The following is a 16321-nucleotide window of genomic DNA, read 5'->3' as shown; positions in this document are numbered from 1 at the left end:
GTCGACAGTCAATAGAAGGTGAAGAGGTTGGTTTAAAACAATTTACTCGACCAACCCAGTTTCTTTCTTAACACGTGATAGTAGCTGTAATCTTTAGGATGAATGAGCTTTAGAATATTTGGGCTTTGGTAAATATGCACTTCATCACCGGGGGAAACCGGTAGGGATACTTGTCCATCGCAGCTAACTTCCTGTGTTCCGCGATTATCAGGCGAAACCAGCAGTTTTATCTGGCGGTTGCCATCCACAACTAAGGGGCGGCTTGAAAGGGTATGCGGGAACATGGGAACCAGTGTAATGGCGTTTAAACTGGGGGATAAAATCGGCCCGCCGCCAGAAAGTGAATAAGCGGTAGAGCCCGTTGGGGTAGAAACGATAAGGCCATCAGAGCGTTGAGAAAAAGCGAAGCTATTATCTATATAGACTTCAAATTCAATCATATGTGCAATTTTTCCGGGGTGTAATACGGCTTCATTAAGCGCTGCATTATGGCTTTTGACTTGCCCGTGGCGATGAATTTCTGTTTCCAGTAAGAAGCGTTGTTCTTCTAAATATTCGCCATTGAGTACTGCAAGTAGCCTTGGTTGAAAATCTTCTGGGTTGAGATCGGTCAAAAATCCTAAATTGCCACGATTCACCCCAATCACGGAAATGTCGAAGCGTGATAATACGCGTGCGGCACCGAGCATATTGCCATCGCCCCCAACCACAACCGCAAGGTCTGCTTTTTTGCCGATTTCAAGCAGGCTAGCGAAATGTTCCGCAGGTACACCTTCCAATATTTCACTGAGACGATCATCAATAAAGACCGGATATCCCATTGAAGTTAGCCATTGGTAAAGCTCTTTATGTGTTTGAATGGCTTGTTGATCTCTTGGTTTTCCAATGATAGCGATCACTTCAAATGGTTTTTTCATAAATTTTCCAAACTAATTAGGCTTGAATCAGGATTGTTCATCCCCATAATAAGGGCAAGTTATGCCTTTGTGCGAATTTTTGTGTGCTTAACTTTTTGAACTGTGGAGGTTAAGCGCAAAATAGTTGGATTCTGGAGATATCATGAACAACGAAGAAAACAAAATCAAAGAAGAAGAACTACAGCAAGAAGTAGTGGGTCAAGAAGCTGAAGTCGTTGGTACTGACGCGGATATCGATTGGAACGAACAAGTTGAAGTCGATGAGAAAGAGTCCCAAATTGCGCAATTAGAAGCGGCGCTACTGTCGAGCGAAGCAAAAATTCAAGAGCAAAAAGACTCGGTGCTAAGAGCGAAAGCGGAAGTTGAAAATATGCGCCGCCGTTCAGAGCAAGAGATCGATAAAGCGCGTAAATATGCGTTGAGCCGTTTTGCTGAAGAGTTGTTGCCAGTGTTAGACAACCTAGAGCGCACGATTCAAGCTGCTGACGCCGAGAACGAAGTAGTGAAACCGCTGGTGGAAGGTGTGGAACTGACACACAAAACTTTCATTGGCGTAGTTGAAAAGTTTGGCTTGAAAGAGATTAATCCTGAAGGCGAAACATTCAACCCAGAACTGCACCAAGCAATGTCAATTCAAGAGAGCCCAGATCATGAACCTAACACTGTGATGTTTGTGATGCAAAAGGGCTATGAGTTGAATGGCCGAGTGATTCGCCCTGCGATGGTCATGGTATCAAAGTAAAGAGTTGCGAAATAAGCCAAATGCTTTATTGGCGTTAATTTATTCAGTGCCAAAGAGAGGTGTACGTCGCCTCTCTTTTTTATGTCGAAATCGATTAATGTCGAGATAGAAACCTTCATTAAGTGATTTCGGGATTGAAAAAGTCGTTATTTACGCTGTTTAGTCGAAATATCATAACTTTTTTCAATTTTGCCCTTGAAAAGGTGCTGAGTGACCTTATTTATTGGGCATACGAGAAACGAACATCCTTGTTTAGTTTGTGAGTAAGGGTTGAAACCCTGTTCTCCCTCCCCCACATAGGGGGTAGCATAAAACAAAAATAGAATTTATTTGGAGATAGCCTGATGGGTAAAATCATTGGTATTGACTTAGGTACTACTAACTCTTGTGTTGCTGTTTTAGATGGCGACAAACCTCGCGTTATTGAAAACGCTGAAGGTGAACGTACAACTGCATCGGTAATTGCATATACAGATGGTGAGACGCTAGTAGGTCAGCCTGCAAAACGTCAAGCGGTAACAAACCCAACCAATACGCTATTTGCAATTAAGCGTTTGATCGGTCGTCGTTTTGAAGACGAAGAAGTTCAACGTGATATTGAAATCATGCCTTACAAAATCGTGAAGGCTGATAATGGCGATGCTTGGGTTGAAGCAAGAGGCCAAAAAATGGCCGCTCCTCAAGTTTCAGCTGAAGTTCTGAAGAAAATGAAGAAAACAGCTGAAGATTTTCTTGGTGAGCCAGTTACTGGTGCCGTTATTACGGTTCCTGCATACTTTAACGATGCACAACGTCAAGCAACGAAAGATGCAGGTCGTATTGCAGGTCTTGAAGTAAAACGTATCATCAACGAACCAACAGCGGCTGCACTTGCTTATGGTTTGGACAAACAAGGTGGCGATCGCGTTATCGCGGTATACGACCTTGGTGGTGGTACATTTGATATTTCAATCATCGAGATCGATGAAGTTGAAGGCGAGAAAACATTCGAAGTTCTAGCAACTAACGGTGACACACACCTTGGTGGTGAAGACTTTGATAACCGCATGATCAACTATCTCGTTGATGAGTTTAAAAAAGAGCAAGGCATCAACCTAAAAACTGATCCACTTGCGATGCAGCGTCTGAAAGAAGCCGCAGAAAAAGCGAAGATTGAGTTGTCATCAGCGCAACAAACAGATGTGAACTTGCCTTACATCACCGCTGATGCCGCAGGTCCTAAGCACATGAACGTGAAAGTGACACGTGCGAAACTAGAATCTCTAGTGGAAGACCTTGTTCAGCGTTCGCTTGAGCCACTAAAAGTGGCGTTGGCTGATGCAGACTTGTCTGTCGGCGACATCACTGACGTTATCCTAGTGGGTGGTCAGACTCGTATGCCTATGGTTCAGAAGAAAGTGGCTGAATTCTTTGGCAAAGAAGCGCGTAAAGATGTTAACCCAGATGAAGCGGTTGCTGTTGGTGCGGCCATTCAAGGTGGTGTGCTTGCGGGTGAAGTAAAAGACGTACTGCTACTTGACGTAACGCCTCTGTCTCTCGGTATCGAGACAATGGGTGGCGTGATGACTAAGTTGGTTGAGAAAAACACAACGATTCCAACTAAAGCGAATCAAGTATTCTCTACCGCTGAAGACAACCAAAATGCAGTAACGATCCATGTTCTACAAGGTGAGCGTAAGCAAGCCATGTACAACAAATCGCTAGGTCAATTTAACCTAGAAGGTATTCAAGCTGCACCACGTGGCATGCCACAAATTGAAGTTGTGTTTGACTTGGATGCGGATGGTATCTTGCACGTGTCTGCGAAAGATAAACAAACAGGCAAAGAGCAGAAGATCACTATCCAAGCGTCTGGCGGTTTGAGCGATGCTGAAATCGAGAAAATGGTCCAAGAAGCTGAAGCAAACAAAGAAGCGGACAAAAAGTTCGAAGAGTTAGCGACAGCACGTAACCAAGCGGACCAAATGATTCACGGTACTCGTAAGCAAATTGAAGAAGCGGGTGATGCTCTTCCTGCTGACGATAAAGTGAAGATTGAAGCGGCCATTACTGAGCTTGAAGAAGCGAAGAAAGGTGAAGACAAAGAAGCGATCGACGCTAAAGTTCAAGCGCTTATGGCTGCTGCTCAAAAACTGATGGAGATCGCTCAGCAAAAAGCTCAAGCACAACAAGCGGGTGAAGGCCAACAACAGTCTGCAGAAGACGATGTCGTTGACGCTGAGTTTGAAGAAGTCAAAGAAGACAAAAAGTAATTGATTGAGTTCCCTCCTTTTCAACGGGGAGGGCTAGGGTTGGGTGGCTCGCGAGTTTAACCCACCCTAACTTCTCTAAGAGAAGAATGAAATCAACGGTATGATGCGGGCGTTTGGGGTAACTCTTACGCCCGTATGTCTGTAATTAATGAAAACTCATTGGTGTCCATCTAACTAACAGTGTCTTTTTAGTTTGAATTCACTAGAATCTAGAGCCATTAGTTAGGTCGATATAAACACCAAGCGGCAGCGTGTCGTTTGCGGTAACAAATTGGTGACGAAGAAGATGTCAAAACGTGATTTTTACGAAGTATTAGGCGTAGGCCGAGATGCCTCTGAGCGCGATATTAAAAAGGCGTACAAGCGCCTAGCAATGAAGTTTCACCCTGATAGAAACCAAGGGGATGACAGCGCTTCGGACAAGTTTAAAGAAGTAAAAGAAGCGTATGAAATTTTAACCGATTCGCAAAAGAAAGCGGCTTATGATCAGTACGGTCATGCTGCTTTTGAACAAGGCGGAATGGGCGGTGGCGGCTTTGGTGGCGGCAGTGCTGATTTTGGCGATATCTTCGGTGATGTCTTTGGTGACATTTTCGGTGGTGGTCGTCGGGGCGGTGGTCAAGCGCGTGCACAACGTGGTGCTGACTTGCGTTACAACATGGAACTGTCTTTAGAAGAGGCCGTTCGTGGTTGTTCGAAAGAGATTGAAGTGCCAACACTGGTCCATTGTGATTCTTGTGAAGGTACTGGCGCGAAGAAAGGCTCGTCTGCGCAAACGTGTGGAACCTGTCATGGTCACGGCCAAGTGCAGATGCGCCAAGGATTTTTTGCTGTACAGCAAACCTGTCCGACTTGCCATGGTAAAGGTAAGATCATTAAAGACCCATGTAACGTGTGTCATGGACAGGGGCGTAAGCAAAAAACCAAAACGCTTAATGTTAAAATTCCAGCCGGTGTGGATACGGGCGATCGCATTCGTTTATCTGGCGAAGGTGAAGCGGGAGAAATGGGCGCTCCAGCGGGGGATTTGTACGTACAAGTTCACGTCAAAGAGCACCACATTTTTGAACGCGATGGCAACAACTTATACTGTGAAGTCCCTGTAAGTTTTGCTATGGCGGCACTTGGCGGTGAAGTTGAAGTTCCAACACTCGATGGTCGTGTAAACTTGAAAGTGCCAGAAGAGACGCAAACAGGGCGCATGTTCCGTATGCGTGGTAAAGGTGTGAAAGGCGTACGCGGTGGGGCGATCGGTGATTTGGTTGTCAAACTCGTGGTTGAAACACCAGTGAAACTGAGCGCGCGTCAAAAAGAACTATTACGTGAATTTGAAGAAACTTGCGGTGGTGAAGCGGCAAATAAGCATAAGCCTAAATCGGAAGGTTTCTTTAATGGCGTGAAAAAGTTCTTCGATGATTTAACCAGCTAATTCACTGTTGAATTATTATCTATCCAATAAGGCCTGCAATGCAGGCCTTATTCGTTCCTGATACAGGATGACTTTCTCCTCCCCTCATAAACTGAACCTTTGTGGTGTTCTATTTCCAGCATGCGCTTGGTGCGGATTCGTTGGTTGATTTCAATGTCATGACCTTATCGCTGGTTAGACATTCATCCTGGTCTTGGCCTCTGGTGCTCTGCGCCGTCGCGGTGATGGTGTAGCTACTGGCTGCGGAGCTGGCGACTGAAAACTGATAGCGTTCAGAATCGCTTTCACAGATGACGCAATTTCCCCCTGAAATGATCCCGCTCCAGTCATAACCCTTATCGTAGTGATGCTCCAGTTCCAGTTGAATTCTCCCCATATCGGCGAGTGCGGTGGTTCGGTGCCCTTTTAAAACGTGCTTGGTATAACTTGGATAAGCGATTGCAGACAGTACGCCAATAATCACAACCGCAATCAATAATTCGATCAATGTCATCCCGAACGACCGCCGGTTGTGGTTGTTGCATTTAGAATTTCGAATCATCACGTGGAGTTCCTTGTTGATTTACCCGCTATTTTTATTAGGTGATAGCATTCGCGCAAGGTGAATTTTGTTTCATATTTTAATTACATAGGAATTTGGGAAATGGCTCGCGGGTTTACTTTACTTGAGCTGCTTATCACGGTTTCCGTTTTGTCTATTTTACTCACGATAGCGGCTCCCAATTTCAAACAAGTCAGTGATACGCAAAAGATGCAACGTTTAGCGGGTGAGATTAATGGCTTGATGATGAGCGCCCGTTCGGAAGCAGTAATGAGAAAGCAGCCGCTATGGGCGCATATTGTCATGTCGGGTTCGGTTAATAGCCAAGGTGAATGGCAAATCGTGCTGACTAATTCAGGAACCTATCCCGGGGGGCAAGTGATTTCATCGCTATCGGGGCAACCTTATCGCAATATTGAATTGGGGGTGAATTACCCGTCAAATCAGATCCATTTTGAAGCCATTAATGGCCGAGCTGTAAATGGGAGCCTTGATTTTTCAACACACCAAGGTGCACTCAAATTCACGACCTATAGACCTTCAGGACGAATGCGCCTATGTGGTAATGGAGGAGACTATTTTGGTTTTAAGCAGTGCAGCTAACATACCGAGAGCAAAAAAGCATACCTATAAAGCTCATATCGCTGAAACCAAGCAGATGGGGGCAACGTTAATTGAGTTCATGGTGGCATCCATGCTTGGCTTGATTGCGATAGCCATTATCGGCTCTGTATTCATCACTGGGCAGAAGGTAGCGACCGAAAGAGGCAAGGAGCTACTACTACTGCAACAAGTGACGGGCGCGCTGCAATACCTCAAACAAGATATTCAACGTGCAGGTTATGATGGCGGTCATGGTAACTCACTCACGTTATTGGATAGCGATGATATCGTTTTTGTTTCGGCCGACCAATCAACGCTCGCGTATGCCTACCTTGATGATACGGGGGCAACGAAACAGATCAGAAATGTTGGGTTTGTCATGACTTCTGGCGCGTTGGGTGTCTGTGACAGGCCGACGTCTGTGATTTCAGGGGCCAAAACCGTTTCCCAAGCGACGGCTGGTTGCTCTGCTATTTTTGATACTAACCAGATTAATGTGACTCATTTTCAAGTCCAGCGAGCATCATTAGCGGCGAATGGTGTGAGCTCAGCCTACATGACGATCTCTATGGCGGCAGAGTTGGTGGGGGATAGCCGTGTATCAACATCATTTGGAGTGGCAATAAAACAAAGGAATTGGCAGTAATGAAGCAAGCTCAGCAAGGCGCTGTAACGTTATTGATCACCACGCTTTTGTTGGTGCTCGCTTTAGTGGTGGCATTAGGCTCCTACCGTTCGCTCTTTTTTCAGATCAAACGAGCACAAAATGAGGTGCAAGCGAGGCAACAGCATTGGCGAGCAGAAGGGGGGCTTGAGTGTGGTTATAGCCATATTGTGAACAATAAAAATAGTTCAATTCCAAATAACCTCAATACCTTGTGTGTCGATTTAGAGTTAACGTACCTCTCTGCAGACCCTACTAACGCCAGTACACTTATGTCCCAGTATCAAATGACGACGTTGAAAAAGAACATTCTGTTTCAACGTGGGAGAAGTCCAGGAGCCATTCGCTCTACTTCAGACTTAATAGTGTTTGGCTCTACACTTATTTCTCCACCAGATCCCGGGCCCCAAAATAGTGATGGGAAATATGAATGCGCGGCTATCGCCGTTGCTAAATATGTTATTGCTACGGCGGGAGTGACAAATAATGGTGTTGGGAGTGCTATTCAAAAACCAAGCGCTGTTTTTGACAATAGTGCCGATTGCGCGCCGACGCATAAAACGAACAGTAGTTCACAAAGCGGTATTTGGAAAAATAGTCGCGGTCTTTATGAGGCAGTCGATGTCAAAAATGATATTTACCGAGATGAAACGCTAAACCCATTTAAAGATCTCTTTGGTTACGAACGGGGAGAATGGGAAAAAGCACGCGACGATACTGAATTTAAGTTCTTGAGTTACACAATGACCAGTGGTGATGTTGATTGTGTTTCGAAATTTAAAGGTGCTTTGGTTCTTGGTCAGCCCAATCAAGTATGGATTGATGGCAGTTGTCAACTGAACCAAGCATCGATTGATATAATATCAACCATACAAAATGCTCATCCTGGAACTTACCTTTTTTTGCTGGTGCATAATGGTGTATTAGGGATTCGAGGGAGTGGCAGCATTCAAGGGGTGCTCTTTCACTTTAACAGTGGATTTACCGCTGATACGGCAAATTGGAATGGATTTGATACTGAACTCATCGCGGATCTCAATGCTAATTTTGATGCACCGATAAAAACATTGTACGGCAGCGCTACCACCTTGACGCCAAAGCACGCTACCTACTTACAGTCGGGATCTTTTCAATTTACCGGAGGAATGGCCTTTGATACCCAAGGTCAGATAGCACTATTTTATAACTCGCTACGTTTGCAATATAACAGTGATATTGAAAACAGCTTTTCCTTTTCGGTTCCACCTAGATGGCAAAAAGGTTCATGGAATGATCTCTAAACAGCAAGGATTTAGCCTAATAGAAGTAATGATATCGTTTGTTCTAATTGGTGTTGGGGCACTGGGTTTGGTCAAATTACAAGTGTTGGTTGAGCAAAAGGCGGATTTTGCCGTTCATAGTATCGAAGCACTACATTTGGCCGAACAAAAGTTGGAATGGTTTCGTAGCCGTGGCGCTTCTGCCGCGATTTCTACTCTCACGCCAGCGAATTTTGATAGTGATATTGTTAACGGACAAGATAACTCACATCCCTTTTATACGCTCAGTTGGTCAGTACCAACGGTCTCTTTATCGGGCTCACTGAAAACCATTTATATCGAGTCCTATTGGCATGATCGTCAGGGAAATAAGCAGTCGGTTGAGCTGAAAACCATGATTTCGCAGTTCAGTGAGTTTGATTAGCGTCTCGATGCTTATACAAAAATGAAATATTTGATTTTGCAAATTGGTTACTGATTTGTAGGAAAAAAGAGCATAAGAATGTGTTTGGATTGTTGTGGCGGAATGCCATTTTTGCAAAATATGTCCCCGTTTTTGTAAAAAACTGTAGAAGCTTGTGCTTTAGTTGAGGCTTTTTTATAGAATAACCGACGATTAATAGGTCGGCTAAATAAATTGATATAGGCCTACAGCAGCAACATCACATATGGAGTTACGAATGAGTAACCAAGTCGTAAAACAAGCACCATTTCCGAAGCCGAGCGGTATGGATCGCTTTTTAAATTTTATTGAACGTGCAGGAAATAAAATTCCTGACCCTGCGATTTTGTTCTTCTGGGCACTGATTATTGTTTGGGTTTCATCGGCACTGTTATCGAATGTGACATTTGATTTGAGCAACCCTCGAACGGGTGAAGCATTGCAAGTGAATAACTTACTGACAGGTAAAGCGCTCGCGAGTTTTCTAGCCAATATGGTGACCACATTCACCAGCTTTGCGCCGCTAGGTATCGTGCTGGTTGCCATGCTCGGTGTGGGAGTGGCTGATTCTTCAGGGTTTATCACTACAGGCCTTAAGAAAATGCTAAATTTCACGCCAGCGAAACTACTAACACCGATGCTGATTTTGGTGGCGATAGTGTCGCATACGGCTGCTGATGCTGGTTATGTATTGGTTATTCCTCTGGGTGGGATTATTTTCCATGCGGCAGGGCGTCATCCACTGGCCGGTATTGCAGCCGCATTTGCTGGTGTTTCTGGTGGCTTTTCAGCGAACTTTATCCCTTCTGGTATTGATCCTTTGCTCGCTGGTTTTACACAAACCGCCGCACAAATTTTGGATCCTCAATACATAGTGAATCCGCTGGCGAATATTTTCTTCACGGGTTTATCTTCGGTGATCATCGTCGCGATTGGTTGGTATGTGACTGAGAAAATTATTGAACCTCGTCTAGCGAATATGCCTGTCGATGAAGATGCGGAAATAGCGCCTGATCTAGGAACATTCAGCGCAACGGAATCGAGAGCATTTCGTTTTGCTGGCTGGGCAATGGTGGTAGGTATTGCATTACTAGTAGCGGCTTTGATCCCAGAAAACTCAGCACTGCGTTCGCCTGATGGTGAGCTAACGGCCTTTTCTGCGCCAGTGATGAAGTCGATCGTTCCTTTGATTTTTATCTTGTTCATTATTCCGGGAATTGTGTATGGCCGAGTGGCTGGCACCTTTAAAAACAGTAATGACGTGATAAAAGCGATGTCTGGCACCATGGCTACGATGGGCGCATACATAGTGATGTCGTTCTTCTGTGCTCAGTTCCTATCAGCGTTTGGTCAGTCTAATATTGGTACTATGTTGGCATTGTATGGCGCTGAAGGCTTAAAAGCGATGGACTTACCCGGCCAAGCAACGATTGTGGGGATGATTTTACTCACGGCTAGCGTTAATTTGCTGGTGGGTTCGGCCTCGGCAAAATGGGCATTGATTGGTCCAATTCTGGTACCTATGCTGATGGCGGTAGGGATTTCTCCCGAGCTATCGCAAGCGGCTTACCGCGTGGGCGATTCGGTTTCTAACATTATCTCTCCACTGATGGTCTTCTTCCCATTAGTCGTGGTGTATTGCCAACGTTATGTAAAATCGACGGGCATTGGCACCTTGGCTTCAATGATGATGCCTTTCTCCATTGCGATGCTGATTGGTTGGACGCTGTTCCTGCTCGCTTACTGGGCTTTTGGTATTCCGCTAGGGGTGCAAGCGCCTTACACATACAGCTTGTAGCGTTAACATTATTTATCGAGTCTGAATTTAAAGCCCGCGAGTGTATCGCGGGCTTTTTCAATCTTATTTGTGCAGATGCTGTGCGTGAAATGCTAAGTGATCATCAATGAAACTTTGAATGAAAAAATAACTGTGATCATAACCTTTATGCATTCTTAACGAGAGTGGGCTATTACTCGCTTGTGCAGCGGCGAGTAAGCGTTCAGGTTTAAGCTGTTCGTGTAAAAACGGGTCTTCCTCTCCTTGGTCAACCAAAATGGGTAAGGATGATGAGTGAGTGGTGAGCAATTCAACCGCATCGTATTGTTTCCAATCTTGCAGGTTACTACCAAGGTAGTGGCGAAATGCTTTTTGCCCCCAAGGGCAGTGTATTGGGTTGCTTATCGGGCTAAAGGCTGAAATCGAGCGATAGCGTTGAGGGTTTTTCAATCCGATGGTTAATGCACCATGGCCACCCATACTGTGTCCTGCAATCGCTCGCTGTTGGTTTACGGGAAAATGTTGCTCTATTAAGGCTGGAAGTTCTTGCACAATGTAGCTGTACATTTGGTAGTACTTATCCCAAGGCGCTTGAGTTGCGTTGAGGTAAAATCCTGCGCCAAGGCCAAAATCATACGCTCCTTGCGGGTCGTCAGGAACACCTTCACCTCTTGGGCTGGTATCGGCGGCAACAATCGCGATACCGAGCTTAGCCGCGCTTTGAAATGCGCCAGCTTTTTGCATGAAGTTTTCATCGCTGCATGTTAAGCCGGATAACCAATACAACACCGGAACCGATTGATAGGCCGCTTGAGGTGGAAGATAAATAGCAAAACGCATACTGCACCCTAGTACTTGTGATGAATGCGTGTACTGTTTATGCCAGCCTTCAAATACTTTGGCTTGGCTAATGTTTTCAATGTGCATAGCAAGTTTCCCCACCCAGCCCTTTAAGAGAAAAGGGCTGACTATTAAGGCTTATTGGTCAAAATGAATCACAGAACGAATACTTTCGCCTTTATGCATTAAATCAAAGGCTTGGTTGATATCCTCTAAACCCATGGTATGGGTAATAAACTCTTGCAAACCAAATTCGCCTGCCAGATAGCGCTCGACAATGTGTGGCAGTTCCGAGCGGCCTTTTACGCCGCCAAATGCACTACCACGCCATACTCGGCCCGTCACTAATTGGAAAGGGCGAGTTGATATTTCTTGGCCCGCGCCAGCCACACCAATAATGACCGATTCTCCCCAGCCTTTATGGCAGCATTCTAACGCTTGGCGCATTACATTGACGTTACCGATGCACTCAAAAGAAAAATCAACACCGCCATCAGTCATCTCAATAATCACTTCTTGGATTGGCTTAGTCAGAGTTTTCGGGTTCAGGCAGTCCGTTGCACCAAGCTGAGTAGCAAGCTCAAACTTACTCTCATTGATATCAATGCCAATAATACGGCTGGCACCGGCCATTCTTGCGCCAATAATGGCGGAAAGCCCGATGCCGCCTAGGCCAAAGATGGCCACAGTATCACCTTGTTTAACTTTGGCCGTATTGAGCACCGCGCCCATGCCCGTTGTGACACCACAACCGAGCAAGCAGACCTCTTCTAATGGCGCCGCTTTATTGACCTTAGCCAAGGAAATTTCTGGCAACACGGTATACTCAGAAAAGGTGGAGCAACCCATATAATGGAAAATGGGTTGGCCGTCTTTATAGAAACGTGTAGTGCCATCCGGCATTAATCCTTTTCCTTGCGTTTCACGTACTGCTTGGCACAGGTTGGTTTTACCTGATTTACAGAATTTGCATTCACCACACTCTGCGGTGTACAAGGGAATGACATGATCTCCTACCTCGACGCTGGTTACCCCTTCACCAATCCTCTCAACGATACCGCCGCCTTCGTGGCCGAGGATAACCGGAAAAATCCCTTCAGGGTCCTCACCAGATAGCGTAAAGGCATCGGTATGACAAACGCCGCTCGCAATAATACGCACCAACACTTCGCCTTTTTGGGGCAACATAACGTCAACCTCCTCGACTTTTAGCGGTTGATTTGGCCCCCACGCAATCGCCGCGCGAGATTTAATGAATTGATGTGATGACATAAGATTTTCCTTTGCACATTACTTGAAGTTTCAAGTGAGTTGGGGAGAGTGACAGTATATTCCCTTCTTGAAATTTGATAATCGGTCTAAAATAAGAATCACTTTTACTTATCAGTAATAATTAAGATGGCGAGTTGGGAAGGCATTCATGAATTTGTTGCGGTGGCTGAAACTGGAAGTTTTACCGCAGCAGCGCACAAACTATCGACATCAGTAGCGAATGTCAGCCGACGTATTGCGCTATTAGAAGAGCGCTTGGCGGTAAAGTTGTTGCAACGTACCACGCGGCGAGTCTCCCTGACCGAAGCGGGTCAACTCTATTATCATCAGTGTCGGCAATTGGTTGAAGGCTTAGCGCAGGCTGATCTTGCTGTCACGCAGATGCAGCAAACGCCGTCAGGTTTACTGAAAGTGACCGCTCCGGTGACTTATGGTGAGCAGAAAGTCGCGCCTTTGCTGCATGAGTTTTTACAGTTACATCCTCAATTGGAGTTGGAACTGATACTCACTAACCAAAAATTGGATCTGATTGCGGAAGGAATTGATGTCGCCGTACGATTAGGGCAGTTAGATGATTCGAGTTTTATTGGCAAAAAGTTATCCAACCGACAACTGTTTGTCTGCGCTAGCCCTGACTATTTGGTGAAATATGGCACTCCCTATTCATTGTCAGAGTTGGTTCATCACCAATGTTTACAAGGCACTATGAACTATTGGCGATTTAAGGATCAGCAACGCTCTCGTGAAATCGGTGTTAAAGGAAAAATTAAATGCAACAGCGGTGTGGCGTTATTGAATGCCGCGTTGCAAGGGATTGGAATCGCACAATTGCCCGACTATTATGTAGAGCCGTATTTGCTCTCGGGTGAGTTGCAAGAAGTGCTACATCAGTACCGAGATGATCGTGAAGGTGTATGGGCCTTATACCCACAAAATCGCCATTTGTCCTCAAAAGTTAGGCTGCTGGTGGATTTTCTGGCAGAACGGCTATCGTCCGCTAACGGCAAAGGCTAGTGAAAGAGAAAATAGGATATATGAATACACAGTTTACCGTTCAAGATCAAAAGTTTATGCGCCGAGCCATCGCGCTTGCCAATCTTGCAGAACAAGCAGGTGAAGTGCCTGTGGGCGCTGTGCTTGTTAAAGATGGCGAAATCATTGCTGAAGGTTGGAATGCCTCTATTGGTCAACATGATGCGACAGCGCACGCTGAAATTCAGGCTTTGCGTCAAGCAGGTCAACGGTTACAAAATTATCGTTTGCTTGATACTACCTTATACGTCACTTTAGAGCCCTGTCCAATGTGCGCAGGCGCACTGCTGCATAGCCGAGTCAAAAGGATTGTCTTTGGCGCTCCAGATCTCAAAGCTGGGGCGGCCGGTACGGTGCTGAATTTATTTGAAAGCCAAGCCTCCTATCATTACGCGACGGTCGATAAAGGATTGTTAGAAGAGGAGTGTCGGGAGCAACTGCAATCTTTTTTTAGACGAAGACGCGCAGAGATACAGGCGGAAAAACAGCGGAATAAGCAACAGAGTGATGGGTTTTAGCAAACATCCACTTTGAGTAGATGTTTGCCGCTGAAGGTTAAGCAGAGATTAATTGCATAAACGCACGGTTACGCCAGATAATTTTCTTTTTATTATTGGATAACATACGCTTACGACGGTTCGCTGCCACCGTTTTATTAAGGTGTTTTGATAGCTTTTTACGTTTAAGCATAAACAACCTCCTACTGCTGAGTTTTGACAATGATCCCTAATGGTTTAGGGTGCCTTATGACAATCTTAATCTGCCTTTATAGTGCAGGATTGTTACCATAATATGAAACTTAGGAAACGATCTTTTTCACGTTTTGATGTATGGGCTGCACACTTGGAAATCAAGTGTGCAATTTTCGTTCAACGTGGAAGATTTAGCTATTATTATGCTTATTGAGCTATGGGGTCGAGATACTGATTATCCTGCGCCTCATCGGCCGATTCCATAGCTTCTAACGCGGCCTCCTCCTCCTCAATACTGATCACAACCAAATCATCAGTACCTGAACTATTGTCTATCTGCTTTTGTTGATCAACATGGCCAATAATACTTTGATAATAGCGACGAATATTTTCAACGTAGGCCTTGGCTTCGTCACCTCGCGCGTAGCCATATCGAGTCTGGCTGAAGTATTTCTTTTGTCTCAGTTGAGGGAGGCGTTCTTTGACTTCAGTCCATGAATCAGGGTTCGCACCTTGTTGCTTGGTTAAGCGTCTTGCATCCATCATATGCCCATAGCCGACGTTATAGGAAGCGAGAGCAAACCAAATTTTCTCATGTTCTGGGATGGAGTCTGGTATACGCTGTACCATCCGACGCAGGTATTCGACACCACCACGAATCGATTGTTCCGGATCAAGTCGATTGGCGACACCAACACTTCTTGCCGTAGGGAGAGTCAACATCATCATACCGCGGACTCCGGTGGGGGATTTAGCTAACGGATTCCAATGAGACTCTTGATAAGCTAAGGCGGCAATCAATCGCCAATCAAACTCGTCAGAATATTGTTGGAAAAGAGGGGCCCATTTTGGTAAGCGGACATCGAGTGCTCTAATAAAGGCGCGCGTATCGACATAATCAAACGTGCCCACGTGACCAATATATTTCTCTTCCAAGGCCGCTAATTGACCAGATTGTTTAAGGTTGCCAAAAAACTCAATCATCAAGGCGTATAAGCTTTCATCTTCAGAGCGACGCATATACCAAGCGATAGGCTGATCTTCAGTTAATTCAAAGGCGACGGCTAAGTCAGGGTAGATTCGCTGCGACAGCGAGACTTCGACCGAATCTGCCATGGTAAATAGCAGTTCGCCATTCGAAACCTGTTTTAAAAGGTCGTTAACGTCGGCGTTATTATTCACATTGTACTGAAACTCTGGGTAGATCTGTTTAATGTCGCTGAGCGTATTTTCAAAGTGGGATTCATTCACGATAGAAAAAACGCTGTCACCTTCATGCCCAGCAATCAGTTCCGGTTGTTTTTCCAGTAATTGTTTTAAATTTCTTGGACGCCAGTTGCCTTTCTTATAGACGACTTGTTGGCTGACATAGTAATAAGCGGGCCCTGTTCTGTACTCATTCAAGCGTTGATTCGATTGACTTAACCCTGCTGCAACAACGTCGATTTCCCCATTTTTCAGTGCAGGAAAGAGACTAGACAACCGATAAGCGGGTTTCATCTCTAGTTTAACCCCAAGCTGATTGGCAAATTCGCGCGCTAGTTCGTAGTCCAGCCCTGCAGGGCCATCTGGGCCAATGTAGTAGGAGAGTTGATTGTTCAACGTACCCACTCGCAATACGCCACGTTCACGAATATGGTCAAGCTCGCTTTTAGGATCTGAATCGATTTGGCAACCGACGACAAAAAGAGTGAGTAGGAAAATGGACAATGAGCGATGAAGCTGAATCAGATAATACTTTGGCATTTATGAGCGATCTCTTACATCAATTACTGCCTTTATATCAAAGGCGGCCATATTGGCAAAGTTTCAGATCAAAAACGGATGAAAAAGTGTCGGCGACCACGCTAATGTGGCTG

16 protein-coding genes are annotated in these 16321 nt (G+C 45.3%); 10 read left to right on the top strand and 6 right to left on the bottom strand.

The features are described 5' to 3' along the window. Positions 1-32 precede the first annotated feature (32 nt). The gene (gene nadK, locus AACT21_RS14390) at positions 33-917 is read right to left on the bottom strand and encodes an NAD(+) kinase (RefSeq protein WP_013857433.1); all 885 of its coding nucleotides are present in this window, start codon (positions 915-917) and stop codon (positions 33-35) included. A 142-nt stretch (positions 918-1059) separates the two neighbouring features. Between nadK and grpE the strand changes: the two genes are divergently transcribed. The 3 genes from grpE to dnaJ all read left to right on the top strand — a co-directional run bounded on the left by grpE (position 1060) and on the right by dnaJ (position 5340). Then, positions 1060-1659: a nucleotide exchange factor GrpE gene (gene grpE / locus AACT21_RS14385; RefSeq protein WP_038148829.1), complete on the top strand. Its 600-nt coding sequence runs from the start codon at positions 1060-1062 to the stop codon at positions 1657-1659. 344 nt (positions 1660-2003) lie between these two features. Further along, positions 2004-3911 carry a molecular chaperone DnaK gene (dnaK, locus tag AACT21_RS14380; RefSeq protein ID WP_013857431.1) on the top strand — a complete coding sequence of 636 codons (1908 nt, stop codon included), beginning with the start codon at positions 2004-2006 and terminating at the stop codon, positions 3909-3911. A 286-nt stretch (positions 3912-4197) separates the two neighbouring features. Further along, entirely contained in the window at positions 4198-5340 is a 1143-nt protein-coding gene (gene dnaJ / locus AACT21_RS14375; protein WP_026027474.1) for a molecular chaperone DnaJ, read from the top strand. Between the two features lie 109 nt (positions 5341-5449). On the opposite strand, the gene AACT21_RS14370 is transcribed toward dnaJ, so the two are convergent. Beyond that, positions 5450-5881, bottom strand: coding sequence for a type IV pilin protein (locus AACT21_RS14370; protein ID WP_176430238.1), 432 nt, complete (start codon positions 5879-5881; stop codon positions 5450-5452). Between the two features lie 102 nt (positions 5882-5983). Here AACT21_RS14370 and AACT21_RS14365 point away from each other — a divergent pair, with 102 nt between their 5' ends. The 5 genes from AACT21_RS14365 to AACT21_RS14345 all read left to right on the top strand — a co-directional run bounded on the left by AACT21_RS14365 (position 5984) and on the right by AACT21_RS14345 (position 10647). Beyond that, on the top strand, positions 5984-6484 hold the full coding sequence (locus tag AACT21_RS14365) for a GspH/FimT family pseudopilin (protein ID WP_017043370.1): 501 nt from the start codon (positions 5984-5986) through the stop codon (positions 6482-6484). Then, a complete protein-coding gene (locus AACT21_RS14360) occupies positions 6462-7130 on the top strand; it encodes a PilW family protein (RefSeq protein ID WP_094164459.1) in 669 nt (222 codons plus the stop codon). The genes AACT21_RS14365 and AACT21_RS14360 overlap by 23 nt, the downstream gene beginning before the upstream one ends. Next, a complete protein-coding gene (locus tag AACT21_RS14355; RefSeq protein WP_094164458.1) occupies positions 7121-8428 on the top strand; it encodes a hypothetical protein in 1308 nt (435 codons plus the stop codon). The genes AACT21_RS14360 and AACT21_RS14355 overlap by 10 nt, the downstream gene beginning before the upstream one ends. Further along, the gene (locus AACT21_RS14350; RefSeq protein ID WP_013857425.1) at positions 8418-8831 is read left to right on the top strand and encodes a type IV pilus modification PilV family protein; all 414 of its coding nucleotides are present in this window, start codon (positions 8418-8420) and stop codon (positions 8829-8831) included. The genes AACT21_RS14355 and AACT21_RS14350 overlap by 11 nt, the downstream gene beginning before the upstream one ends. A 256-nt stretch (positions 8832-9087) precedes the next feature. Further along, a complete protein-coding gene (locus tag AACT21_RS14345) occupies positions 9088-10647 on the top strand; it encodes an AbgT family transporter (protein WP_094164457.1) in 1560 nt (519 codons plus the stop codon). 63 nt (positions 10648-10710) lie between these two features. On the opposite strand, the gene fghA is transcribed toward AACT21_RS14345, so the two are convergent. Together fghA and AACT21_RS14335 are read right to left on the bottom strand one after the other, a co-directional pair. Then, positions 10711-11553, bottom strand: a complete 843-nt coding sequence (gene fghA, locus AACT21_RS14340; protein WP_094164456.1) for an S-formylglutathione hydrolase — start codon at positions 11551-11553, stop codon at positions 10711-10713. 51 nt (positions 11554-11604) lie between these two features. Further along, a complete protein-coding gene (locus AACT21_RS14335; protein ID WP_017045590.1) occupies positions 11605-12738 on the bottom strand; it encodes an S-(hydroxymethyl)glutathione dehydrogenase/class III alcohol dehydrogenase in 1134 nt (377 codons plus the stop codon). 126 nt (positions 12739-12864) lie between these two features. On the opposite strand from AACT21_RS14335, the gene AACT21_RS14330 reads away from it, so the two are divergent. Together AACT21_RS14330 and tadA are read left to right on the top strand one after the other, a co-directional pair. Beyond that, complete coding sequence (locus AACT21_RS14330) at positions 12865-13752, top strand: LysR family transcriptional regulator (RefSeq protein ID WP_019281152.1); 888 nt, start codon at positions 12865-12867, stop codon at positions 13750-13752. 20 nt (positions 13753-13772) lie between these two features. Next, a complete protein-coding gene (gene tadA, locus AACT21_RS14325; protein ID WP_170935168.1) occupies positions 13773-14288 on the top strand; it encodes a tRNA adenosine(34) deaminase TadA in 516 nt (171 codons plus the stop codon). 37 nt (positions 14289-14325) lie between these two features. Here tadA and AACT21_RS14320 read toward each other — a convergent pair whose 3' ends face one another. Together AACT21_RS14320 and mltF are read right to left on the bottom strand one after the other, a co-directional pair. Further along, complete coding sequence (locus AACT21_RS14320) at positions 14326-14460, bottom strand: hypothetical protein (RefSeq protein ID WP_254917022.1); 135 nt, start codon at positions 14458-14460, stop codon at positions 14326-14328. A gap of 209 nt (positions 14461-14669) precedes the next feature. Next, complete coding sequence (gene mltF, locus AACT21_RS14315) at positions 14670-16208, bottom strand: membrane-bound lytic murein transglycosylase MltF (RefSeq protein ID WP_019282955.1); 1539 nt, start codon at positions 16206-16208, stop codon at positions 14670-14672. Between the last annotated feature and the right edge of the window lie 113 nt (positions 16209-16321).

The organism is Vibrio sp. V08_P9A1T1, from assembly GCF_963874405.1.
GTDB lineage: Bacteria > Pseudomonadota > Gammaproteobacteria > Enterobacterales > Vibrionaceae > Vibrio > Vibrio anguillarum.
This window is presented reverse-complemented; position numbering and strand designations above follow the sequence as displayed.